At 66.1% G+C, this 20784-nt stretch carries 22 protein-coding genes; 9 read left to right on the plus strand and 13 right to left on the minus strand.

Features of this window, described 5'->3' with window-relative positions; all coding sequences use genetic code 11:
* Positions 1-248: 248 nt before the first annotated feature.
* Genes NLR35_RS13750 through NLR35_RS13770 form a run of 5 tightly spaced genes read left to right on the plus strand, consistent with a single transcriptional unit; the run spans position 249 to position 3914 of the window.
* Positions 249-1157: a peptidylprolyl isomerase gene (locus NLR35_RS13750; protein ID WP_257167069.1), complete on the plus strand. Its 909-nt coding sequence runs from the start codon at positions 249-251 to the stop codon at positions 1155-1157.
* Positions 1154-2131: a HupE/UreJ family protein gene (locus NLR35_RS13755; RefSeq protein WP_257167070.1), complete on the plus strand. Its 978-nt coding sequence runs from the start codon at positions 1154-1156 to the stop codon at positions 2129-2131. Before NLR35_RS13750 ends, NLR35_RS13755 begins: the two co-directional genes overlap by 4 nt.
* 16 nt (positions 2132-2147) lie before the next feature.
* Positions 2148-2759, plus strand: coding sequence for a HupE/UreJ family protein (locus NLR35_RS13760; protein WP_257167071.1), 612 nt, complete (start codon positions 2148-2150; stop codon positions 2757-2759).
* A complete protein-coding gene (locus NLR35_RS13765; RefSeq protein WP_257167072.1) occupies positions 2756-3376 on the plus strand; it encodes a HupE/UreJ family protein in 621 nt (206 codons plus the stop codon). Before NLR35_RS13760 ends, NLR35_RS13765 begins: the two co-directional genes overlap by 4 nt.
* 46 nt (positions 3377-3422) lie before the next feature.
* The gene (locus NLR35_RS13770; RefSeq protein ID WP_257167073.1) at positions 3423-3914 is read left to right on the plus strand and encodes an A24 family peptidase; all 492 of its coding nucleotides are present in this window, start codon (positions 3423-3425) and stop codon (positions 3912-3914) included.
* Positions 3915-3928: 14 nt separating this feature from the next.
* Here NLR35_RS13770 and NLR35_RS13775 read toward each other — a convergent pair whose 3' ends face one another.
* Genes NLR35_RS13775 through NLR35_RS13820 form a run of 10 tightly spaced genes read right to left on the minus strand, consistent with a single transcriptional unit; the run spans position 3929 to position 12064 of the window.
* A complete protein-coding gene (locus NLR35_RS13775) occupies positions 3929-4552 on the minus strand; it encodes a general secretion pathway protein GspN (protein ID WP_257167074.1) in 624 nt (207 codons plus the stop codon).
* Positions 4552-5112: a type II secretion system protein GspM gene (gene gspM, locus NLR35_RS13780; RefSeq protein WP_257167075.1), complete on the minus strand. Its 561-nt coding sequence runs from the start codon at positions 5110-5112 to the stop codon at positions 4552-4554. Before gspM ends, NLR35_RS13775 begins: the two co-directional genes overlap by 1 nt.
* Positions 5109-6179 carry a PilN domain-containing protein gene (locus tag NLR35_RS13785; protein WP_257167076.1) on the minus strand — a complete coding sequence of 357 codons (1071 nt, stop codon included), beginning with the start codon at positions 6177-6179 and terminating at the stop codon, positions 5109-5111. The genes gspM and NLR35_RS13785 overlap by 4 nt, the downstream gene beginning before the upstream one ends.
* Positions 6176-7120 carry a general secretion pathway protein GspK gene (locus NLR35_RS13790; protein WP_257167077.1) on the minus strand — a complete coding sequence of 315 codons (945 nt, stop codon included), beginning with the start codon at positions 7118-7120 and terminating at the stop codon, positions 6176-6178. Before NLR35_RS13790 ends, NLR35_RS13785 begins: the two co-directional genes overlap by 4 nt.
* A complete protein-coding gene (locus NLR35_RS13795; protein WP_257167078.1) occupies positions 7120-7842 on the minus strand; it encodes a type II secretion system protein J in 723 nt (240 codons plus the stop codon). Before NLR35_RS13795 ends, NLR35_RS13790 begins: the two co-directional genes overlap by 1 nt.
* Positions 7839-8246, minus strand: coding sequence for a prepilin-type N-terminal cleavage/methylation domain-containing protein (locus tag NLR35_RS13800; RefSeq protein WP_257167079.1), 408 nt, complete (start codon positions 8244-8246; stop codon positions 7839-7841). The genes NLR35_RS13795 and NLR35_RS13800 overlap by 4 nt, the downstream gene beginning before the upstream one ends.
* Positions 8239-8700 carry a prepilin-type N-terminal cleavage/methylation domain-containing protein gene (locus NLR35_RS13805; RefSeq protein WP_257167080.1) on the minus strand — a complete coding sequence of 154 codons (462 nt, stop codon included), beginning with the start codon at positions 8698-8700 and terminating at the stop codon, positions 8239-8241. The genes NLR35_RS13800 and NLR35_RS13805 overlap by 8 nt, the downstream gene beginning before the upstream one ends.
* The gene (gene gspG / locus NLR35_RS13810; protein ID WP_257167081.1) at positions 8693-9169 is read right to left on the minus strand and encodes a type II secretion system major pseudopilin GspG; all 477 of its coding nucleotides are present in this window, start codon (positions 9167-9169) and stop codon (positions 8693-8695) included. Before gspG ends, NLR35_RS13805 begins: the two co-directional genes overlap by 8 nt.
* A gap of 22 nt (positions 9170-9191) precedes the next feature.
* Positions 9192-10403: a type II secretion system F family protein gene (locus tag NLR35_RS13815; protein ID WP_257167082.1), complete on the minus strand. Its 1212-nt coding sequence runs from the start codon at positions 10401-10403 to the stop codon at positions 9192-9194.
* A gap of 8 nt (positions 10404-10411) precedes the next feature.
* Positions 10412-12064: a GspE/PulE family protein gene (locus NLR35_RS13820; protein WP_257167165.1), complete on the minus strand. Its 1653-nt coding sequence runs from the start codon at positions 12062-12064 to the stop codon at positions 10412-10414.
* 254 nt (positions 12065-12318) lie between these two features.
* Between NLR35_RS13820 and gspD the strand changes: the two genes are divergently transcribed.
* From gspD to NLR35_RS13840, 4 genes are all read left to right on the plus strand, one after another.
* A complete protein-coding gene (gene gspD / locus NLR35_RS13825; protein ID WP_257167083.1) occupies positions 12319-14622 on the plus strand; it encodes a type II secretion system secretin GspD in 2304 nt (767 codons plus the stop codon).
* Positions 14623-14647: 25 nt separating this feature from the next.
* Complete coding sequence (locus NLR35_RS13830) at positions 14648-15139, plus strand: tetratricopeptide repeat protein (protein ID WP_374940812.1); 492 nt, start codon at positions 14648-14650, stop codon at positions 15137-15139.
* Between the two features lie 252 nt (positions 15140-15391).
* A complete protein-coding gene (locus NLR35_RS13835) occupies positions 15392-17266 on the plus strand; it encodes an alkaline phosphatase family protein (protein WP_257167085.1) in 1875 nt (624 codons plus the stop codon).
* 221 nt (positions 17267-17487) lie between these two features.
* Complete coding sequence (locus NLR35_RS13840) at positions 17488-18606, plus strand: hypothetical protein (protein WP_257167086.1); 1119 nt, start codon at positions 17488-17490, stop codon at positions 18604-18606.
* A 131-nt stretch (positions 18607-18737) separates the two neighbouring features.
* On the opposite strand, the gene NLR35_RS13845 is transcribed toward NLR35_RS13840, so the two are convergent.
* From NLR35_RS13845 to NLR35_RS13855, 3 genes are read right to left on the minus strand one after another with little or no spacing between them, the layout of a single operon-like run.
* Positions 18738-19268 (minus strand): hypothetical protein, encoded by a 531-nt coding sequence (locus NLR35_RS13845; RefSeq protein WP_257167087.1) that lies wholly within the window; start codon positions 19266-19268, stop codon positions 18738-18740.
* Complete coding sequence (locus NLR35_RS13850; protein WP_257167088.1) at positions 19258-20136, minus strand: FAD:protein FMN transferase; 879 nt, start codon at positions 20134-20136, stop codon at positions 19258-19260. The genes NLR35_RS13845 and NLR35_RS13850 overlap by 11 nt, the downstream gene beginning before the upstream one ends.
* Complete coding sequence (locus NLR35_RS13855; protein ID WP_257167089.1) at positions 20117-20575, minus strand: FMN-binding protein; 459 nt, start codon at positions 20573-20575, stop codon at positions 20117-20119. Before NLR35_RS13855 ends, NLR35_RS13850 begins: the two co-directional genes overlap by 20 nt.
* Positions 20576-20784 lie beyond the last annotated feature (209 nt).

Genomic DNA, 20784 nt, shown 5'->3' on the forward strand with positions numbered 1-20784 from the left:
CGAGTTCAAAACCGTGATGACAACGCGAGTGATGCGCCGTCTTGTCGCGCGGCGACCAAACCAAAACTCGGAGACAGTTTGTTGAAGGATTTATTTTTCTGAACTTTGCTCCACGCTCTTCGCGAAGTGGCGCGTGCTTGGGGCGCTTGCGAAATTTTTGTGACACTGCGGATTGTCCGGTGACACGGCAAGTGCGGCGTTGCATATACCCGCCGCGCCGATGAGCGCGGTCCAGTTGTAAAGAATTGATGTCAGCTCCTGTCATGTCGAACGCGGCGACCTTCGAGAGCGCCTCCGCAAGCGCCAGCCCGCAAGATGGCCATCGCGAGCTGCACGGCCGGAGCGATGCACCGCCGCCGTCCCCTGGCGTCCTGCGCGGACTCCTCAGGGAGCCGCTGCTGCACTTCCTCGTTCTCGGCGGTCTCATTTTTGCAGCTGACGCGATCATGCATCCACCCGCCAAGGACGAGAAGGTCATCACCGTGACCAAGGCGCTGCGCCAATCCTTCATCGACACGTTCGACGAGGACAAGCAGCGCGTGCCGAGCGAGGCCGAGCTGCAGAAGATGACCGAGGCCTGGGTCGCCAGCGAGATTCTTTATAGAGAAGGCAAATTGCTCGGCGTCGATCGCGGCGACGAGATGATCCGCGACCGCGTCGCCTTCAAGCTGCAATATCTGATCTTCGATCAGGTCCGGGTGCCGCAACCGACCGACGAGCAGCTGCAGGCCTGGTTCGCGCAGAATCACGAGCGGTTCGACGAGCCCGAGCGGGTCAGCTTCTTCATGACGCCGCCGAGCGATGAAGCGACGGCGCGACGCAACCTCGACGACATCCAGGCGCAGCGTGAATCCGAGGAGCTGCGCGACCAGACGCGCGCCATTCTCGATCGCCCGGTCCCGAGCCTTGCCGACGGCTTCGGTCAGAGCTTCCGTGACAATCTCCTCAAGATGCCGCTGCAGGAATGGGCGCTGCTGCAATCCAAGGACGGCTGGCATGTCGTCCGGCTCGACGCGCGCAAGCCTGGCGCGCCGGCAAAGTTCGATGACATCCGCGCCGAAGCGGCCAAGATCTGGCACACCGAGGCGACGCGCAAGCAGGCCTGGGAGGCCGTGAGCCGGCTCAAGGCCAACTACACGATCAGGTACGAGCCGTGAGCCTGCGCGCGCTGCTCTTCGTTCTGCTCGCGCTCGCAGCGCCGCTGCTCCCGCGCCCTGTGGCCGCGCATCAGGCGACGCTCGGCGTGCTGGAATTCCGCGAGATGCGCCCCGGCGCCTATATCGGACGCTGGACGACGCTGCCGAAGGACAGCGAGAATCGCATCGAGCTGAAGATGCCCGCGCATTGCTTCCTGCGCCTGCCCGAACTCAATTGTGGCGATAAGGGCCTGGTCGGGCAGATGACCATCGCCAATCTCGGCGAGGACATGTCGGCGGCGATCATCCGCGTCACCTCGCTCGACGGCAAGACCAACAGCTACACGATCTCGGCGGCCAATCCGGTCGTCACCGTGCTCGGCACGGGCGCGCCGACGCTCGAGACCTGGCTCGAGCTCGGCAAGACCTATGTCAATCTCGGCATCGACCACATCCTGCTCGGCGCCGATCATTTGCTGTTCGTCCTCGGCCTGATCTGGATCGTGCAGGGCGGCTGGCGGCTGTTCAAGACGATCACGGCGTTCACGGTCGGGCACAGCGCCTCGCTGGCCGCCACGGCTTTTGGTTGGATCGGCGTGCCCGAAGCCCCGCTCAACGCCTGCATCGCGCTCAGCATCGTGTTCGTCGGCGTCGAGATCATCAAGCAGCAGCGCGGCGAGATCGGCCTCACGGCCCGCTATCCCTGGGCCGTTGCCTTCAGCTTCGGCCTCGTCCACGGCATCGGCTTTGCGAGCGCGCTGGCGGGTCTCGGGCTGGAGCGGCGGATCCTGCCGGCGGCACTGCTGTTCTTCAACGTCGGCGTCGAGATCGGACAGATCCTGTTCGTGGCGCTGGTGCTCGCATTGATCTGGGCGCATCGCCGGCTCGGCGCAGTCATGCCGCGCTGGGGCGTGGAGCTGCCCGCCTACGCGATCGGCTCGGTATCGATGTTCTGGTTCCTGGGCCGCCTCGCGCGTGTGCTGGTCGCCGTATGACGACAAGGGAGCGATCATGATCGGGCGCAAGATCCTGCAGACGGTCGCGAGTGCCGCCCTGTTGTCGGCTCTCAGCGCGAGTCCGCTGCTGGCACATGAGCAGGCGGGCGTCGGCGGCGGTCTGGCCAGCGGCCTGCTGCATCCGTTGACCGGGCTCGATCATCTCGTCGCGATGGTCGCGGTCGGCATCTGGGGCGCGCAGCTCGGCGGCGTGGCGATCTGGGTGCTGCCGGTGGTGTTTCCGCTGGTGATGGCGTTCGGCGCCGTGCTCGGCATTCTCAAGATCGGGCTGCCCGTCCCGGAGCTGGTGATCGCGCTGTCGGCGCTCGTCCTCGGATTAGCCGTCGCCTTGCGTATTCGTGTGCCGTTCGCGGCAGCGGCTGCGATCGTCGCCATCTTCGCCGTCTTCCACGGCCATGCGCATGGCGCCGAGCTTCCGTCCTCGGCCAATCCCCTGGCCTATGGCTGCGGCTTTGTCGTTGCCACCGGCCTGCTTCATGCCTGCGGCATCACGATCGGCGCGCTCGCGCGCTGGCCGGGCGGCGAGCGCATCATCCGGGGCGTCGGCGCTGCGATCGCCGCGCTCGGCGGTTACTTCCTGGTCGCGAGCCTTGGAGTCACGGCATGAGCACGCGCCTCAAAACGACACTGCTCACCTGCCTTGTGTGGCTGGCGCAGAGCGGGATCGCCGACGCACACATCGTCTCCGCCCGCCTCGGTGATTTCTACGCAGGTGCCCTGCATCCCCTGCTCACGCTGCAGGACGTCCTCACCTGGGCCGCGCTCGGCCTGCTGGCCGGCTCGCTCGGCGCGGCCAGTGGACGATGGCTGGTCCTGGTGTTTCCGCTCGGCCTCTGCGCCGGGCTGACGCTCGCAGTGAGTGCCGGCGTCGCTCCGACGTCACCGCTCGTCGATGCCTTGAGCATCCTCATGCTCGGCCTGCTGCTGGCGTCCGCCCTGCGCATTCCGGTCATGCTGGTGTGCTTCATCGCGTTCGCCATCGGGATGATGCGCGGCGCCGTGAATGCCGGCGAGCTGACGCCGCAGATGGACCGTTTCCTCTACGGAGCCGGGCTCGCCTGCGCCGGCTACGTGGTCATCACGCTGGTGATGGCGCTGACGCTCACCGTCCGACGCCCTGAGACCGCACCGATCTCGAGTTGGCGCGGCATCGCGGTGCGCGCGGTCGGCGGCTGGGTGGCTGCGATCGGCCTGATGATGGCGGGACTATCGCTGGCCCCATGAGCACGTCGATGTTGCAGTCCCCGGCGGCTGCGACTATCGGAACTGCGTGACCGAGAGCATCAACATCATCTGCATCGTCGTGCTGGTCCTGGCCTGCGCCGGGCTGATCTGGACGGACCTGCGCAGCGGCCTGCTGCCGGACTGGATGAATGCGCTGGTCGCCGCGAGCGGCGCGGTCAGGACGGTCGTACAGGCCGACCTTGTGGACGCCCTGCGGGACGGCGCCGCGGCCGCGGTCGTCGGCATGGCCCTGCTGGTGCTGCGCCGGCTTTATGCGATGGTCCGCGGCCGTCAGGGGCTGGGCCTCGGCGATGTCAAATTTCTGATGGCTGCCACGCTATGGACCGGCTGGGCCGGCTTGCCGATCCTGCTGCTCATCGCCACGACAACAGCGCTAGCGACGGTGCTCGTGCTCCACCTGATGGGCCGGCGCATGACGGGAGCAACGACACTGCCGTTCGGCCCATTCCTGGTCATCGGCCTGCTCGCGGTCTTCGCGCTGCAGACGGCGGGAGCCGATTGGATCGTGCTGCCATAGGCGACAGCACGTACTCAGCGTGAACGCCGCGCCATGCGATCGCGTCCCACCGGCGGCGCGGGTGGCTGCCTCTCATCGGCGTCGGCCTGCCCGAGTCGCGGCATCGGCAAGGTAACGGTCTCGGCATCCTTCGCCAGCGTCACCTGTCGCGACTCCACGGACCGCAGCAGCCAGCCTTCATGCGACGCCCCCAAGCGCAGCCGCAGCGAGGTCTGCGACGACGGATCGAGGAATATGCCGAAACTCTCGTCGCCGCCGATCACCGTACCGACGAGCTGCAGGTTCGGCCGCTCCGGCTCTTGCGGCGGTGGCGGAGGCGGAGCGCGCATCACCGTGACGGGCGCCGCGATCGGCGGTGGCGGACGACGCGACGGCGAGAAGATCGGACGATCGCGCGTGGCCGACAATATGGTGATCGGGACATCCCACAGCGGATTGGCGCTCCTCGCTGTCGGTCCCGCGGCGGCGGCAGGCTTCACAGGCTCCGCGCTGACGGACGGCGCCGCGCGATCAGTCGCTGCGGCCTGCACCGGCGCAACCGGCTCATCCCCTTCCTCGCCCCATGCCGGACTAAGAAAGCTACCGATCATGCACGCCATGACCAGCGCGACCGCGCGGAGGGTGACCCGAGAACGCATCACATCTGTCCTTGCCATTGCCCGGAGATGGTCAGCAGCACGCGCAGGCGCCCGGCGCCTCCGGCTGCGTCGGCAACCGATTGCTGGACGTGCAGCTGGTCGACGAACAGGAACGGCCATCCGGCCTCGATGTCGTAGAGCAGTTGCTGCAATGCCGGCTGCTCCAGCTCGCAATTTGCGACGACGCTGATCACGCTCGAGCTGGCGCGTGCCGCCGGCAGCTCGACCTGCGTCGACAGCACGTTGCCGCCGGCCTTGGCCACCGCGTCCGTCAGGCGTTGCACCAGAGCCGCTCCCGCGATGGTCACCGTCCGTCCTTCGACGAACACCGAACCGCCTGGTGTCGCCGCAACGCTCATGGCCGCTGCGCCCGGCCGTTTGCGCCCGGAGAACTGCGCCAGTTGCGCGCTGGCATCATTGAGCTGCTCGCGCTTGTCGTTGATGTCGATGACGGCGGCAGCACCTGCCCAGATCAGCACGATCAACGTCGCGACATACAGCGCCGCGGCGACGGCCGGCGAGCCGACGAAGATTCGGCGCAACGGGTCCAGCCAGCTCATGCCCGGTCTCCGAAATACGCGTTGATGCGCGCCTCGATGTGAAAACGCTCACCCGCTTCGCCGGCGGTGCGCGTCGTCGGCGCGTAGAAGGTCGCGCGGCTGAACTGCGGCGACTGCTCGATCAGCCGGATCAGCGCCGGCGCGTCCTGGGTGAGGCCGGAGATCTGCAGGCGATCATTCTCCACATGCAGCTCGATGACGTAAGTGCCGTCCGGCAGGATCTTCGACAGCGTATCGAGGACGATCACGCTGGCGGGACTCGTCTGCTTGCGCTTGGCGAGAAGCCCGTCCGCGGCCGAAGCACCGATCGCGGGTCGCAGCGCCGCCCGCAGCCGCGCGATCTGCGCCTGTGCATCATCGCGCTCCCCGTCGAGATATCCGCCGATCAGCGTCGTCGCCACCAGCAGCAGCGCGGTCGCCGCGGCAACCCCAAGCCAACCGAATTTGAGCAGGCGCCCGAGATCGCGGCCGCCTGCGAGCGCCGAGCGCAGCGAGGCCTTGAAGATCGGAATCGAGGCACCGCCGTTCAGAACGTCGTCTGCCAGCACGACGATCTTCGCCGCACCGACCCCATCGGCAAAGGTGAGGAGCGGCTGGACGAGGGCGCGGGGCGTCGCCAAGAGCGTCAGCGTGATCCGCTCGTTGTCTGCCGCGCGCGGCGCGCTGTAGCCATAGAGCGCCTGATCGAGCGTCCAGGGCGTGAACCGGCCGATCTGCGCGCGGATCATGCCGTCGAGGAACGGCTCGGCCTGTTTCGGAAAGTCGAGCGGCCGTGCCAGCACGTTCGTGCTCGACAGATGGACGTCGAGCGTCGACCCGCGCAAGATCTGCGACCACTCGGGCGAGAGCGCGGCCCGTGCGTCGACCTTGGCGAGATTGACGACGATCCGCTCGACCTCGGATTTCGCCGTGGGCGCCTGCACCGACAGGACCACATTGTCGAGCCCCTGATAGGTGACACGAACCTGCGGGCGCCTGAGCTGCCGGTCCGCGACGGCTTCGATCCCGGCGGCCACGCTGGCGGTCCACGCCGTCAGTCCGCGCTCGATGCTCTCGGTCAGCTTCATCGGCTCGATCGCGCCTCCCGCGCGCTCCTCGGTTGCGGTCCTTCGTCCTGCCGCGCCAGCAGCCGATAAGGCTGCTCGCCTTCACCGGGGATGATCACCACGGTCGCCGCATGACGCAGTCCACCCGCCGGTCCCACGATGATTTGCAGGCGCACCGCCTTGCTCTTGCCCTTGGCCGCATCCTTCGCAGCCGGCCCCAACATCTTGGCCAGGCCGTCCGCATCCAGTGATGATGAGCCGCGCGAATTGAGGAAGTCCTTCAGAATCAACGGCGTCATGCCGGGCAACGCGGCCACGACCTCAGTCGGCGCGATCGTCGGGTCGATCCCGGGCGAGCCGTTGAAGACGGTGACCAGCGGGAGCACGCGGTCGATCAGCGGAGCGGGCAGGCCAAGCACGAGCGCGAGCTCGCCGACATGGGCGAACGGTGCGAGCCGCGGCATCCGCTGCAGTCCCGCCGCGGCATAGCGGGCCTCCTCCGCCTGCGCCTTCGCAGCGTCTGTCGGCCTGGTCCGCCAGGCGACGACACGCTCGGCATGCTCCTTCGCCGCGTCCCGTTCGGCGCCGACGGCGACGAACAGATTTTCAAGCATCTCCTGCGATGCGGCGTTGAGATCGATCCGCGCGGCCTCGCTGACATAGCTGACCGCGATGTCATTGCCTGCGAGTGTGAGGCGAAATGCACCCTGCTTCGGCCGGTCCTCCTCCTTCGACAGCAGCAGGCGATAGGCGGACAATTCAGTTGCCGCCGAGATCAGCGCATCGGCTTCGACAGCCTCGTCCTCCAGCCTGAGCAAGCGCGCCGAGCTGCCCAATTGCTGGGAGACGATGACGACGAGAGCCGCCAGCGCGGCCAGCATCCACAAGGCTGCAATCAGGATGAAACCATCCTGCGCTGAGCGCCCCTGAGCCGAGGCGTGGCTTGGACAACGTGGCGTCATCAGTCGATCGGCTGACTCTGGAAGGGTTGCGACGGCGGAGCTTCCGCCGGTGGCCGGTTGGCATTGCCTGCGGCGATCCCATCGACGGAGGCGCCGCCGGGGGAGTCGATCTCGATCCTGACCGCACTGACGAGCACGGGCTCTCGCCCGCGACTCTCGTCGAAGATCGTCATGCGCACGGCAAACGGAAGCTTGGTCGCATCCCGCCACTCTGTCGTCCAAGCCATCGACCGATCGGCATAGGCGAACGACATCCGGAACGGCGCCGACAGCAGCACGACGGAATCGCTGAAGTGGAACTGCTCGGCCACGGGCTGGCCGACCGGCACCGGTGCGAACGGCGCGCGGGAGCGTAGCACTGCGCGCTCGTTGCGCGCGCCCTCCTCGCCGATGCGCACGATATCGAGGCCATGACCGGCATTTGGACCGAGCTCGCTGCGCACGAACATCGCGGAGAACTCTTGGCCAACGAACAACGGCCCTTTCTGCTCCCGATTGGGAGGGACGAACTGTGCGGCGGCGAAATCATCGCCCACCCTGCGCAGGGCCGCCGCCACCATTTCGGCCCGCTGCACCCGGTCAAGTCCGCGCTTCCACGCCGGCAGCCATTGCGAGCTGACCGCGAGCAGCGCCGACAATACGATGCCGGCGATGGCGAGCGCGCCGAGCGCCTCGATCAGCGCGAAGCCAGCCTCCTGCGACCTCGTTGCGCGAGCACTCATTCGCGAGGTCCTTGCACCAGCCGAACCGTCGGCACATTGGCAACGGCGCCGGAGCCGGTTTTCACCTGCAGCATGATCATTTCCGGAATCCAGCCCTGCTGCCCCGCCGGCTGGCTCCAATCACCGCCGAGCGGACTGATCTGCACCGCCACCACCCCCGAGCCGGAACGCTGATCGCTGCGGCCGGGCTGCAGGCGACTGCGCTCCGACAGCATCGTTGCCAGCGCGAGCCGCGCATCCGCCACCAGAGTCACGTGCTGCTCGAGCTTGCGCACGCCGCTCGCGTTGCGCGCAACCACCGCCCCTATTGCAACGAGGGACACACTGACCACCGCGAGGGCAACGAGCACTTCGATCAGCGTAAAGCCCGCCTCGCCCCAGCCGGCCTTCCCGTGGTCAACCATGAGCTGCTCCGCGCGAGACGATGTCGATCCGTCCGGTCAACCAGTTCACCCGGATCTCCAGGCTGAGATCGGCCCGAGACAGGGTGATCGCGCCGCCGCAGGACAGGCCATCGGGAAAGAAGCTGATCGTCGCCAACACCGGCCGGTGCTGGCAACTGCGCGGCAAGGTCGCCAGGAACGATACATCGTCGGGCAGCTTCAGCGCAGCACCCGTGCCGGCGCGGATCAGGCGTCGCGACGTATCGATGTGGGTGTCAACCCGCATCCCGCCGCGCATCGAAGCGGCGCGATCGGACTTCAATAACGTGACCGCCTGGAGCGCATAGGCCTGCAGTCGCGGCCGCGAGGTCTGGCGCGGGAGATAAGGCAGCGCGACCGACGTCAGCAGCGCGATGATCGCTAGCACGCAGACCATCTCGAGCAGAGTGAAGCCGCGCTGCCGCTCGTTACTCACCGCGCGCGCTCGTCTGCGTTCCCAGCACGATGTCGGCGGCCGTGCCGCTGCCGCCTTCCTGACCGTCGGCGCCGTAGGACATGATGTCGTAAGGGCCGCGATCTCCCGGCGCACGGTAGACATACGCCGTGTTCCACGGATCCTTCGGGACCGCCCCGCCCTTCAGATAGGGACCGTTCCACGCATTCAACCCGGCCGGCCGCTGCGCCAGCGCCGCAAGCCCTTCGGAAGTCGAGGGATAGCGGCCGACGTCGAGATAGAACAGATCGAGCGCGCTGGAGAAGCTCTGCAGCTGGATCCGCGCCGCCTTGGTCTTGGACTCGCTGAGATAGTTCAGAACGCGTGGGCCGATCAGCCCCATGATCAGGCCGATGATGGTAATCACGACCAGCATCTCGACCAGCGTGAAGCCGCGCTCATTGTCGCGGCGCGCCCTGCTCGCGGGGGTGGCTTTCGTGCTCGAAGTCATGTCCGTCTCCATGCTCTCAAAATCAGCCGACGAGTTGCGTGACCGACAGCAGCGCCGTCATGATCGAGACGATCAGGCCGCCGACCACGACGCTGATCAGCAGGATCGCGGCGGGGCCGACGATGCCGACGATGCGGTCGAGCGAACGCTGCAGCTTGGCTTCGTAGAACTCGGCGATCCGGGTCGAGAGCGTCGGCAGCTGTCCCGTCTCCTCGCCGAGCCTGAGCATGCGCAGCGCCATCGGCGGCAGCATGTTGTCGGCCGACAGCGCCTGGGACAGCTTGCCGCCATGACGCACGCGATCCGCGGCGGCCGACCATGGCGCGTGCTGGGATGTCACCGCCATCACGTCGACGAGGATGCGAAGCCCCGCGCTCAGCGTGACGCCGCAGCCCAGCAGCAGGCCGAGATTGCGACAGAACAGGCTGGTGCGATAGAACATGAGAATGCCGCCGATCCCCGGCGTCACTGCGATGACGCTGGTCAGCGCGGCGCGTACCGCGGCCTGGCGCAATAGCCACCACCCACCGGCGATCAGCGCGGCGCAACCGAGCGAGATCGCCGCCGCATTGCCGCGCACGATGTCCGACAAGGACATGAAGAAGCCGAGCGTCGTATCCGCGCCACCGCCGAAATCGCGCAGCACGGCGGAGAAGTTCGGCAGCACGGCGACGAGGAAGAACAGCATCACGCCGATCGCCGCCAGGAACACGAAGGCGGGGTACTGCATCGCATCGGTGAGCTTGCGGCGGGTCGCTTCGGAACGCTCTCGTTCCCCGGCGAGCGCCGTCAGGACGTGATCGAGCGTTCCAGACGCCTCTCCCACGCGCATCAGCGATACATACATCGGCGAGAACAGCGACGGCTGCGCGGCTGCGGCGTCGGCAAAGCTCTCGCCGGCCATGATGGCGGCGCGCAGGCGCGCCACGACGGGACGCAGCCGGCCAATATCGGAATCACTCGACAACAGGTCGAGTGCGTCGTCGAGCCGCGCGCCGGCCTTGAGCAGCAGCGCCAGGTCGCGGGTAAAGGTCGTGACCTCCGCTGCAGACGGACCGCCGAACGAGAGCCCTCCCGAGGACGACGCGCCCGATCTCTTGTCCTCGACGGCTTCGATGAGCAGCAACTGAAGGTAGGAGATGCGGCGCTCGACCTCGCCGCGCGACGGGGCATCGAGAGACCCGACAACGACCTCACCGGATTGCGTCAGCGCGCGATAGCGATAGCTCGGCACGGTCCACCTCAGCGCGCGACGAGGACACGTAGCAGCTCGGACGCCGAGGTGACGCCGGCGCGGCACTTGGCGACGCCGTCGTCCAGCATCGTCGTCATCCCCTCCTGCACGGCGCGCCGGTCGATGGCGAGACCGTCGGCACTATCGGCGATCAGCTCGCGAAGGCTGCTGGTCAGCTCGAGCAGCTCGAACACGCCGACGCGGCCGCGGTAGCCGCTATGGCCGCAGCGCTCGCAGCCGGTCGGATGCCAAATGACGTCGCCGGGCACGAGACCGAGATGGCGAAGGCGCGGATCAGCGCGGCAAGCTTCGTCATCGAGCGGCCTTGCGGTTTTGCAGTGCTCACAGAGCTGGCGCACCAGGCGCTGGGCGATCACCGCGCGCAAGGTCGATCGCAGCAGATAACCCTCGACGCCGAGATCCAGCAGTCGCGGCACCGCTGCCGCCGCCGTCTCGGTGTGCAGCGTGGTCAGCACGAGATGGCCGGTCAGCGCGGCATGAACGGCGACATGCGCGGTCTCGCTGTCACGGATTTCGCCCACCATGATCACGTCGGGGTCCTGACGCACGAAGGAGCGCAGCGCGCTGGCGAAGGTCAGACCGATCGCCGGCTTGATCTGCGACTGATTGATGCCGGGGATCTCATATTCGACGGGATCCTCGACCGTGAGGATCTTGCGTTCGGGCGTGTTGAGCATCGACAGGACCGTCGCAAGCGTCGTGGTCTTGCCACTGCCGGTTGGTCCGGTGATCACGATCATGCCGTGCGGCAGCGTCATCAGCCGCCGCAGCGCCGCATCGTCGCGCGCGGACAGGCCAAGACGGTTCGCGACCAGCTGCGAGCGGTCCTTCGGCAGAATGCGCAGGACGGCGGACTCGCCGGCCTGCGTCGGCATGATCGCGACACGGACGTCGATCTCGGCGCGCCCCGCGCGGATCCGCGCCGCGCCGTCCTGCGGCAAGCGCCGCTCGGCGATGTTCAGGCCAGCGACGATCTTGATGCGCGAGATCACGGCCTGCGGCAGCACGCCGGTGGGCGCCGCGATCGGACGAAGCAGCCCGTCGACGCGCAGCCTGACCACAAGCCCGGTCGAGAACGGCTCGATATGGATGTCGCTTGCGCGCATCTCGACCGCCTTCTCGATCAGGTCGTTGACTGCGCGAACGACCGGCGCGCCGCTGGCGAGATCGCGCAGGCTCTCGATGTCGTCGTCGCGCAGCTCCTGCGCTGCCGAGACTTCGGCCTCCTCCGGCCCGCCAAGGCGCTGGCCGAGAACGACAGCGAGCTCTTCGTGAGACGCGACCTTGAAGACGGTCGCCGGTCCAAGCACGAGCTCGGCCGCCCTTCGCACCGCCTGATCGGTCGGATCTGCAACGGCGAACACGGCATGGCCTTCGGCCGTCTGATAGGGATAGCCGAGCACCTCGCGCAGGAAGCGATCCGAAAACTGTGAAGTCGCTGGCGACGCCGCCAGCAGCTCGCGCAACGAGACGCGTTCGAGACCGGTGAAGCGTGCGGCCTCCTCGGCAAATACTTCTGGGCTGAGGCCGAACCTGTCCCAAAGCGCGACCTGAGCCTCGCCCGCAGCGGCGCGCTCGCCCGCCTGCGGATGGCGCTGCCGAAGATAATCCTGGAACTGGGTCGACAGCGTACCGCTCATGGCGTGATCCGGGTAGCGCCCGCGCCGGCCCATCGTCTCGGCACCCCGCTGCTGGCTGCCGCCGTTATCGATCGCGAACATGACAGCTGTACGAACGCAGGCCGCGCCGACATTTCCGACACACAGGTCATGCAAAGGTGCGCAGCTTCGGGCGGATATACATAAGTGTCACATTGGACCGCTATGCAGGCGCCAAGGTCCAGAGGGGATGCGCTCCCAGCTCGACCGGTCAACACGAGTAGATCGGCAAGTGCATGTTTCGTATCGGCAATCGAAGCCAGTCCGCTGCGGTTGTCCGTCAGGCCTCATTGCTCGCGACCGCAGTGCTGCTCGCGTCGTGCAACATGGCCACTCTCAACTCCCAGGCCAGTGCGCCGGCGGATGTCGACGTCATCGACAAGGTGCGCTCGATCGATATCCTGCCGCGTGACAATACACCGGTCGCTTCGATCCAGGGACGGCCCGAGGTCGAGCGAGCGACAGCACGGACCTATCAAGGGACGATGGTCCAGGAAGTTGCCGAGGCCAGGCCGCTCCCGGCCGCGGATGGCAAAGGCTACGATCTCAACTTCGAGAACACGCCGATTGCGCTGGTCGCGAAGGTCGTCATCGGCGATATCCTCGGCGCCGGCTACTCCATCGATCCGCGGGTGCAAGGCAGCGTCAGCCTGGTCTCGGCCCGCCCGGTGCCGAAATCGGATATTCTCTTCGTGCTCGAGAGCGCGCTTCGTCTGTCCGGCGTCGTGCTGCTGCGCGAAGGCGGCGGCTACAAGCTGACGCCGCTCGGCGACGCCATCGGCGGCGGGCGGGTCGATGCCGAGGCCAGTCACGCGGAGCCCGGCTATGGCGTCTCCGTGGTGCCGCTGCAATATGTCGGCGCGCAGACCATCCTGAAACTGATGGACAGCTTTGCGACGCGCGCCGGCAGCGTGCGCGCCGATCCGACCCGCAACCTGCTGCTGATCCAAGGCACCGGCGCCGAGCGCCGCTCCGCGATCGAAACCGCGTTGAGCTTCGATGTCGACTGGATGCGCGGCCAGTCCGTCGGCATCTTCCCGGTCAGCAACTCCGCGCCGGAGCCGGTCATCGCCGAGCTCGAAAAGATCATGGACAGCGGCGAGAACGGCATGAGCCAGAACCTCGTCAAGCTTCAGGTGGTCAACCGGCTCAACGCCATCATGGTGGTGACGCGCAAGCCGGCGCTGCTGCAGGTCGCGGCGACCTGGATCCGCCGGCTCGATCAGGCCGACTCCGGCCGCACCAGCGTTCACGTCTACCGGATCCGCTATGGCGATGCCCGCCAGTTGGCGAAGGTGCTGACCGACATGTTCGGCGGCGCAAGCTCCTCCTCCGCGGACAACACCGACGGCCAGGCCGCGCCTGGATCGGACGGCACGACGACGTCGGTGGCCGACCGGCTCTCCTTCAACACCAATGCGGCGGGATCGTCGGGATCCGGGGCCAATCCGGCAGGCCGCACGCAGGGCGGGGCGGGTCTGTCCGGCATGCAGGGCTCCGGCACGTCATCGTCCAGCGGCACGTCCGCCTCGACGGGACTTGAGCCGCGCGCCGGTGGCGGCGGAGGCCAGGCCTTGATGCCGAATGTGCGCATCACGCCGGACACCGTGAACAACTCGCTGCTCATCTATGCCGACCGCGAGAACTACCGCATCATCTCCAGCACGCTGCAGCAGCTCGACCAACCGGTGCTGCAGGTCGGCATCGACGCGACGATCGCCGAGGTCACGCTGACCAACGAGCTCTCCTACGGCGTGCAGTCCTATCTCTCGAGCAAGTTTCTCGGCCTCGGCGCAGACAAGGGATCGATCAGCAGCACCCAGGCCACATCGGTGGCGACAGCAGCGACCTCGGCAGCAACCACGGCCCTGATCAACCGCGCGCTTCCCGGATTCAATTTCCTGATCGGAAGCGAGGCCTCGCCCAACATGATCCTCGATGCGCTCCACACCGTGACCAGCGTGAAAGTGCTGTCCAATCCCTCGCTGGTCGTGATCAACAACCAGACAGCCACCCTGCAGGTCGGCGACGTCGTTCCGGTGTCGACCGGCAGCGCCACCGTGCTGTCGTCGAGCAACACCGTCGTCAACACCATCGATTATCGCAACACCGGCATCATCCTGCGCGTCGTGCCGCGCATCGCTGCCAACGGCAATGTGCGGCTCGAGGTCGAGCAGGAGATCAGCAACGTCGCAGCGCAGACCGCGGCAAGCCTGACCCCGACGGTGTCGCAGCGCAAGGTCAAGAGCGCGATCTCGGTGGCAAACGGCCAGACGGTGCTGCTGGCCGGCCTGATCAGCGAGCAGCAGAACGGCAGCCGCAACGGCATTCCCGGCTTCGACGAGATCCCCGTGCTTGGCGATGCGTTCTCGCACCAGGGCAAGAAGGGCACGCGCACCGAGCTGATCATCTTCATCCGGCCGCAGATCATTCGCGACGGCAGCGATGCGCATCAGGTGGCCGAAGAACTCCGCTCCAAGCTCCGCGGATCGGTCGGAGCCAGCATCACGGATGACCTGCGTGTCCGCACCGCCCGCTGATATCAAACGCGTCGTCCGAGCGCGGATGCGCCGCCTGGCAACGGCGCTCGCGACAGTGAGCCTGCTGCTCGGAGCCGCACCACCAGGCCATGCCGATTCGGTGGCGGCAGCACGCAGCGCCTATGCGCGCGGCGATTTCGTTCGCGCCGTTCGCATGCTGACGCCGCCGGCGTTGCGTGGCGATGCGCGTGCGCAAGCCATGCTCGGCTTCATGTATGAAAACGGCTTCGGCACGCCGCAAGCCTATGTCGTCGCCAGCGATCTCTATTGCCAGGCCGCTGCGGCAGGCAACCCGTTCGGCCAGGCCATGCTCGGGCTGATGTACGACAAGGGTCACGGCGTTCCGCAGGACGTGGTGCTCGCCTACAAATGGCTGAACCTCGCCGCCGGACATGCCCGGCCTGCGCAGCGCAGCTACTATCTGCGCCTGCGCAACGCCGTTGCCTCGAAGATGTCATCCGATCAGATCGCGCAGGGACAGGCGCTGGCGCTTGACTGGATGCCGGGTCAGCTCTGAGCGAAACGGTCGCGGCAGACCGCTTTGCCCACGCTCTCCTGAACGTTGACCGAGCGCGACTGACGGCGAGACGAGCACGCCGCTGCGATCGGCTGCTTGCCGGATCTCGCAACGATTAGTTAGGCCGCACAAGCCGCTTTCATAAATCCGCAGCATGACCGACATGGCGTTGCAATTTGTTGCTGCGATGTTTTGTCGCAGGCGTTGCCTCGGCTCGAGCGCACGCCAGCCCTCCCTCCGTTCGGAGCCGTCATGACCAGAACAGTCACCCGGTCCAAGGCGCTTGCCCTTGCGACCACCGCCGTCTTTACAGCGACCAGCATCGCGCCCGCCCTTGCCCAACCGGCGACCAGTACGCCGATCGAGCACGTCATCATCATCGTCGGAGAGAACCACACCTTCGACAACCTGTTCGGGACCTACAAGCCGAAGGCCGGCCAGAGCATCGACAACCTGCTCAGCAAGGGCATCGTCAACGAGGACGGCACGCCGGGCCCGCATTTCAAGAAGGCCGAGCAGCGCATCGGACGCGACGAAGTGCGCTACACCGCGGAGACCGCTTCCACCGGAGCCTACGCCACGCTGCCCCAGCCCTACACCACCTACGGCATCGGGCTGCCGCAGAACGTGCTCGACACCCGCTTCCCGACAAATCTGCCCAACGGGCCGTACCAGATCTCGAAATATGTAACCTACGCCGCCTACACCGGCGACCCCGTGCATCGCTTCTTCCAGATGTGGCAGGACATCGACGGCGGCAAGCACGACAAGTTCGTGTGGGTCGAGCAGAGCATCGGCACCGGCTCCAACGGCAAGCCCTATCCGGCCGGCGGGTTCAATCCGATGGAAGGCGCCATCTCGATGGGATTCTACAACATGAATCCCTTCACCGACGCCTCCGGCAAGGCGCAGCCGGGCGATGCGCCGTTCTTCAAGCAGCTCGCCGACGACTACGCCATCAGCGACAACTATCACCAGGCGATCATGGGCGGCACGGGCGCCAACTTCCAGTCCCTCGTCACCGGTCATGCGGCGTTCTTCACCAATCCCGAGACGCTGAACGGCGCCCCCGCGGTGCCCTATGCCAACCAGATCGAGAATCCCGACCCCGTCTCCGGCACCAACAACTACTACAAGCAGGACGGCTATAGCGGCGGCTCTTACGTCAACTGCTCCGATCCGAGCGCGCCCGGCGTCGCCGCGGTCAACGAGCAACTGTTCAAGAACGGCGTCTTCCGCAACAATTGCGCGCCGAACCACTATTATCTCGTCAACAATTACAACATGTTCTGGAATCAGACCAGCGCGAAGCCGAATGCGCTCGGCTCCGACAAGTTCGTGCTGCCGCCGCAGAGCGCGCCCACCATTGCCGACCTGATGACGGCCAAGGGCGTGTCGTGGAAATATTACAGCGCCGACCGCGGCGACGACGCCACCACCTTCGCGACCAGCGTGGACGGCGTGCCGCTGCTGTTCCACTCCTATTGCGGCATCTGCGATCCGCTCACCGGCTTCATCAAGGTGATGTCCAACCCGGCGGAAGAGGCCAAGCTGCAGAACTACGGCGCGTTCGTGAAGGACGTGCAGAACAATACGCTGCCCGCCGTATCGTTCGTCCGTCCGTTCGAGGCGCTGGCCGGCCATCCCGCCGACTCGACCACGGATCTGTATGAGAAGTTCCTCGAGGCGCTGATCAACCGCGTCAAGGCCAACCCGCAACTCTGGGCCAAGACCGCGATCTTCATCACCACCGACGAGGGCGGCGGCTACTACGACTCCGGCTATATTCAGCCCGTGGACTTCCTCGGCGACGGCACGCGCATTCCCTTCATCCTGGTCTCGCCGCTGGCCAAGAAGGGGCATGTCGACCACACCTATTACGACCACGTCTCGCTGCTGAAGTTCATCGAGCGCAACTGGCGGCTGCCGGCGATCTCGGCGGTCAGCCGCGACCGGCTGCCGAATCCGATCCACGATCGGGACGACAACCGATACGTACCAAAGAACCGTCCGGCAATCGGTGATCTGATGAACCTGTTCGTGTTCGCCGATGAGGACGGCGATCATGATCACGGCGGATGGCACCACCACGACCACGATGATGACGGATACGATCGCGATCGCTGACGAACAGGCGAGAGCACGCCCATCGATGCCGAAGCCCGCCGCATAACGCGGCGGGCTTTCCGCGTCCCCTTCGAGCAGGAGCGCGCCGATCGGCACCATCGCAGATCCGTCAGCTGATTGTCAGCCCATCGTCACGTCCCCGTTATCGACGCTCCGCATCGTCGCATGACCGCTTGCGTTCAAGCGGACGATGCAACCGAGGTCTTGGGGGATCTTGCCGAATGTCATTCCGATCATCATTCAACTCTGCCTGTCGCGAGCTGCTCACATTGTCGGTGACAGTCTCGCTGCTCTCATTCGCCGCCGTGGCATCAGGCCTTGCGCATGACCACGACCGCGACGATGGTGACGACAGCTACACCATCGGCCTGTGGGGCGACCTGCCGTACTCCACGCTGCAGGCCACCGTCGGGGTCCCGAACTTGATCGCCGACATGAATGCGCACCGGCTGAAGTTCACCGTCCATGACGGCGACCTGAAGCAGGGCTCGAACTCTGCCTGCGATGCCGGCCTCTACGCTCAAGCGCTCGCCTATTTCAACAGCCTCGAGGCGCCGGCGATGTTCACGCCGGGCGACAATGACTGGGTCGACTGCGACCGCCCCTCGAACGGCGGCTACAATTCGCGTGATCGGCTCGACTACGAGCGCAAATTGTTCTTCTCGACGCCGTTCTCGCTCGGCCAGCGCAAGCTGCGCCAGGAGGTGCAGACCGATGCCCTGTGTCTCGGCGCCAATGGCACCAAGGTCGGCTGTGTCGAGAACCGTCGCTGGACCGTCGGTCGCGTCACCTATGCGACGCTGAACGTCCAGGGCTCATGCAACAATCTGTGCGATACCAATCCCGATCCCGACGAATACACCGCGCGCAACGCCGCCGTCATTCTCTGGATGCAGCAGACCTTCGCAGAGGCCAAGAAGCACCGCTCGGCCGCGGTGATGTTCATCAGCCAGGGCAATCCGGGCTGGGACCTCGCAGATCCCACGCGGGCCCCGCTCCGCGATCCCAAGACGCTCGCCGAAACCGATGGACAGCCGGACGGCTTCGCCAGCTTCCTGTCGGCCCTGCGGACCGAAGTCGAGGCATTCCGCAAGCCGGTCGCCTACGTCCACGGCGACTCCCACTACTTCCGGATCGACCAGCCCTTCCTGAACAGCGCCGGCCAGCGGCTGGAGAACTTCGTGCGAGTCGAGACGTTCGGTGACAACCAGGGCAATGGCAACAACGACGTGCGCTGGCTGAAGGTGACGGTCGACCCGCGCAGCCGTGACGTGTTCTCCTATCAGCCCGTCACCGTGCCCGCGAACCGCACCGCCGTCCCGGCGCCGGCCGCCAACTGATCTCACCGCAGATCGGATCGTCCAGCCTGCGTGCTGGACGATCCCAAGCGATCAAAGGACCGGGCGGCGCTGGTCGCGAGTTGTCCAGAGCGGCCCGGCTTGCCGGGAACTGCTTCGGGAGCCCCTCGGCGTCACCCCACCTTGCTCATGACACCGACCAGTGCGGGATCGGCCGGCGTCTCCGAGGGCACCAGCGTGGCAGCGGCCGCGTGCTGCGTACGCAATGGCTGCGGCGCCGCAGCGACGCTCCAGCGGCCAGCGACGATATGGGCCGAGATGATGACGGGGACGCCGAGGCCAAAGGCGATATGGACGGTGCTGATCCAGGGTCGCAGCGCTTCCGATCCCACATAATAGAGTCCGAACGCGGTCGCGATCAGCAGAGCATAGAGCGCGAGGCTGAGAACGCCCGTCGCCCGGTTCTTGCGGGCACGCCACGCGCGCTGGACATGCATGGGGCCGAGGGCACCGAGCAGCAGAAGCGTCACCATCGCGGCTCCACCATGCATGCTCAGCAGGAATGCGGCGGCCTGTTGCCAGATCTCGCTGTCCATCTCCGAGCGGGTCTTCATCTGATCGGCATAGATCCACAATGCTCCGCTGACGAAGAGGAGCCCGAAAATCGCATAGAGGGCGAAGCGAAACGCACCTTTAAGCCGCATGCTGCAGATCTCCTTGCCAGTCCGGTGTCGTGAGGATGTCGCCGTCCGCCGCAACGAGCATGGCGCTTGCCTGAAACTGCGTGAGCAGCCCGGCAGCCCGCTGACCCGTAATCATGACGATCTTTGTCAGCGCATCGGCGACGATGCAGGTTGGAGCGCAGACCGTTGCGCCATGGATGCCACGGGCCGGCTGCCGCGTTGCCGGATTGACCACGGCGCTCTCCGTCGTGTCCGCCGACCTGAATGGATCGAAGCGGCGCGCCGATGACGCCATGGCCGTGTCGCGCAGGGCCAGCTGACACAGGATCCGCTCGGGCGCCGTCGGATCGCGGATATCGACGATTTGCGCGCGAGGCCCGAAAGCGGCGAGGTCGCCGCCTGCATTCACCACGGCCGAGCGGACGCCACGTCTCTGCAGCGCCTCGACTGCGCAGTCGACGGCGAACCCCTTAGCGATGCCGCCGAGATCGATCTTGACACCGGCGTGATTGAAACGGACGTGATGGTCGGCCAGCAGCTCGACCGCGGAGCCAGCTCTCGGAGACAAGCCGGCGGAGGGCTGCGCCGATCCGGCCACGGCGACGTCGAAGGCTCCCTCCGAAAGACGCGCGATGTCCACGGCCGTCTTCAGCACGAAATAGGTCCAGGGATGCACCAAGACCGGGCGCGTGAATGCATCGCGGTTCAGGCGCGAGACGTCACTGTCCGGATCATGGAAGCTCATCAGCCGATGCACATCGGCGACGGCGGCAAACCCGGCCTCGATCACCTCATCGGCGTCGTGCCCGGGCGCATCGTCGAGGTCGATCTCGACGAATGTTCCCAGCAGAGGCCTGGCTCGCCGCAGATTAGCGGAAGTGGCTGGCATGATAGGTCAGCACCTTCTTCACGCCCTCGGTCAGGTGGGTCGATGACAGCGTCGCGCCCGATATGTTTCGAATATCGGAATTGATGCGAACCTCGTTCTGGCTGCCTTTCCCGACGAATTGCCCAAGCCAGTTGGCATCGTGCACCTCGCCGCCATACGACTCGCGGTAGTTCAGGATCTCGACCTTGCGCACGCGCCCGTCCGGTCCGATCGCAACCGTGTAGTCGATCAGAAGGTGCTTGCCGACAACATGGTCGTAATAGAAGTAGCCGCCATTGCTGGCCTTCCAGACGCGACCGGCTTGAACCTCGGTGAAGCTCGCTCCGGGAAACGCAGCCTTTTGCGCCTCTTCGACGCTCATATACTGCATCGCATATCCCGGCGAAGCGACCGACATGATGGCTGCAGCGGGTGCCGTCCATTTCAGCCAGCCGCTCATCGCGCCCACCTCAAATCCGTTGTCATGTCACATCCTCCCTTGCGACCGGAGCCGGCGTGGTTCGATGGCGAGGAAGAACTCTCGCTTCGACCGACGGCAGCGGGCGACGGACTGTCTCTGCTGCCGATACGCACGGCGCGGCCGTTTGCAAACCGTTCCGATTGTCAGTGCCAGCTAGTAAGTGGTCCGATTGCGGCGAATTGCCGCGT

Origin of the sequence: Bradyrhizobium sp. SRS-191 (genome assembly GCF_024586915.1) — a bacterium.
Classification (GTDB): Bacteria; Pseudomonadota; Alphaproteobacteria; order Rhizobiales; family Xanthobacteraceae; genus Bradyrhizobium.

Excerpts from the sequence above, each read along its gene's own strand:
- NLR35_RS13845 (WP_257167087.1), bottom strand. The coding sequence starts at position 19,268 with ATGCGGCTTAAAGGTGCGTTTCGCTTCGCCCTCTATGCGATTTTCGGG.
- NLR35_RS13820 (WP_257167165.1), bottom strand. The coding sequence starts at position 12,064 with ATGAGCGGTACGCTGTCGACCCAGTTCCAGGATTATCTTCGGCAGCGC.
- NLR35_RS13830 (WP_374940812.1), top strand. The coding sequence starts at position 14,648 with ATGCGCCGCCTGGCAACGGCGCTCGCGACAGTGAGCCTGCTGCTCGGA.
- NLR35_RS13850 (WP_257167088.1), bottom strand. The coding sequence starts at position 20,136 with ATGCCAGCCACTTCCGCTAATCTGCGGCGAGCCAGGCCTCTGCTGGGA.
- gspD (WP_257167083.1), top strand. The coding sequence starts at position 12,319 with ATGTTTCGTATCGGCAATCGAAGCCAGTCCGCTGCGGTTGTCCGTCAG.
- NLR35_RS13760 (WP_257167071.1), top strand. The coding sequence starts at position 2,148 with ATGATCGGGCGCAAGATCCTGCAGACGGTCGCGAGTGCCGCCCTGTTG.
- NLR35_RS13800 (WP_257167079.1), bottom strand. The coding sequence starts at position 8,246 with ATGGTTGACCACGGGAAGGCCGGCTGGGGCGAGGCGGGCTTTACGCTG.
- gspM (WP_257167075.1), bottom strand. The coding sequence starts at position 5,112 with ATGAGCTGGCTGGACCCGTTGCGCCGAATCTTCGTCGGCTCGCCGGCC.
- NLR35_RS13835 (WP_257167085.1), top strand. The coding sequence starts at position 15,392 with ATGACCAGAACAGTCACCCGGTCCAAGGCGCTTGCCCTTGCGACCACC.
- NLR35_RS13785 (WP_257167076.1), bottom strand. The coding sequence starts at position 6,179 with ATGAAGCTGACCGAGAGCATCGAGCGCGGACTGACGGCGTGGACCGCC.
- NLR35_RS13765 (WP_257167072.1), top strand. The coding sequence starts at position 2,756 with ATGAGCACGCGCCTCAAAACGACACTGCTCACCTGCCTTGTGTGGCTG.
- NLR35_RS13775 (WP_257167074.1), bottom strand. The coding sequence starts at position 4,552 with ATGCGTTCTCGGGTCACCCTCCGCGCGGTCGCGCTGGTCATGGCGTGC.
- gspG (WP_257167081.1), bottom strand. The coding sequence starts at position 9,169 with ATGACTTCGAGCACGAAAGCCACCCCCGCGAGCAGGGCGCGCCGCGAC.
- NLR35_RS13750 (WP_257167069.1), top strand. The coding sequence starts at position 249 with ATGTCAGCTCCTGTCATGTCGAACGCGGCGACCTTCGAGAGCGCCTCC.
- NLR35_RS13790 (WP_257167077.1), bottom strand. The coding sequence starts at position 7,120 with ATGACGCCACGTTGTCCAAGCCACGCCTCGGCTCAGGGGCGCTCAGCG.
- NLR35_RS13795 (WP_257167078.1), bottom strand. The coding sequence starts at position 7,842 with ATGAGTGCTCGCGCAACGAGGTCGCAGGAGGCTGGCTTCGCGCTGATC.
- NLR35_RS13840 (WP_257167086.1), top strand. The coding sequence starts at position 17,488 with ATGTCATTCCGATCATCATTCAACTCTGCCTGTCGCGAGCTGCTCACA.
- NLR35_RS13855 (WP_257167089.1), bottom strand. The coding sequence starts at position 20,575 with ATGAGCGGCTGGCTGAAATGGACGGCACCCGCTGCAGCCATCATGTCG.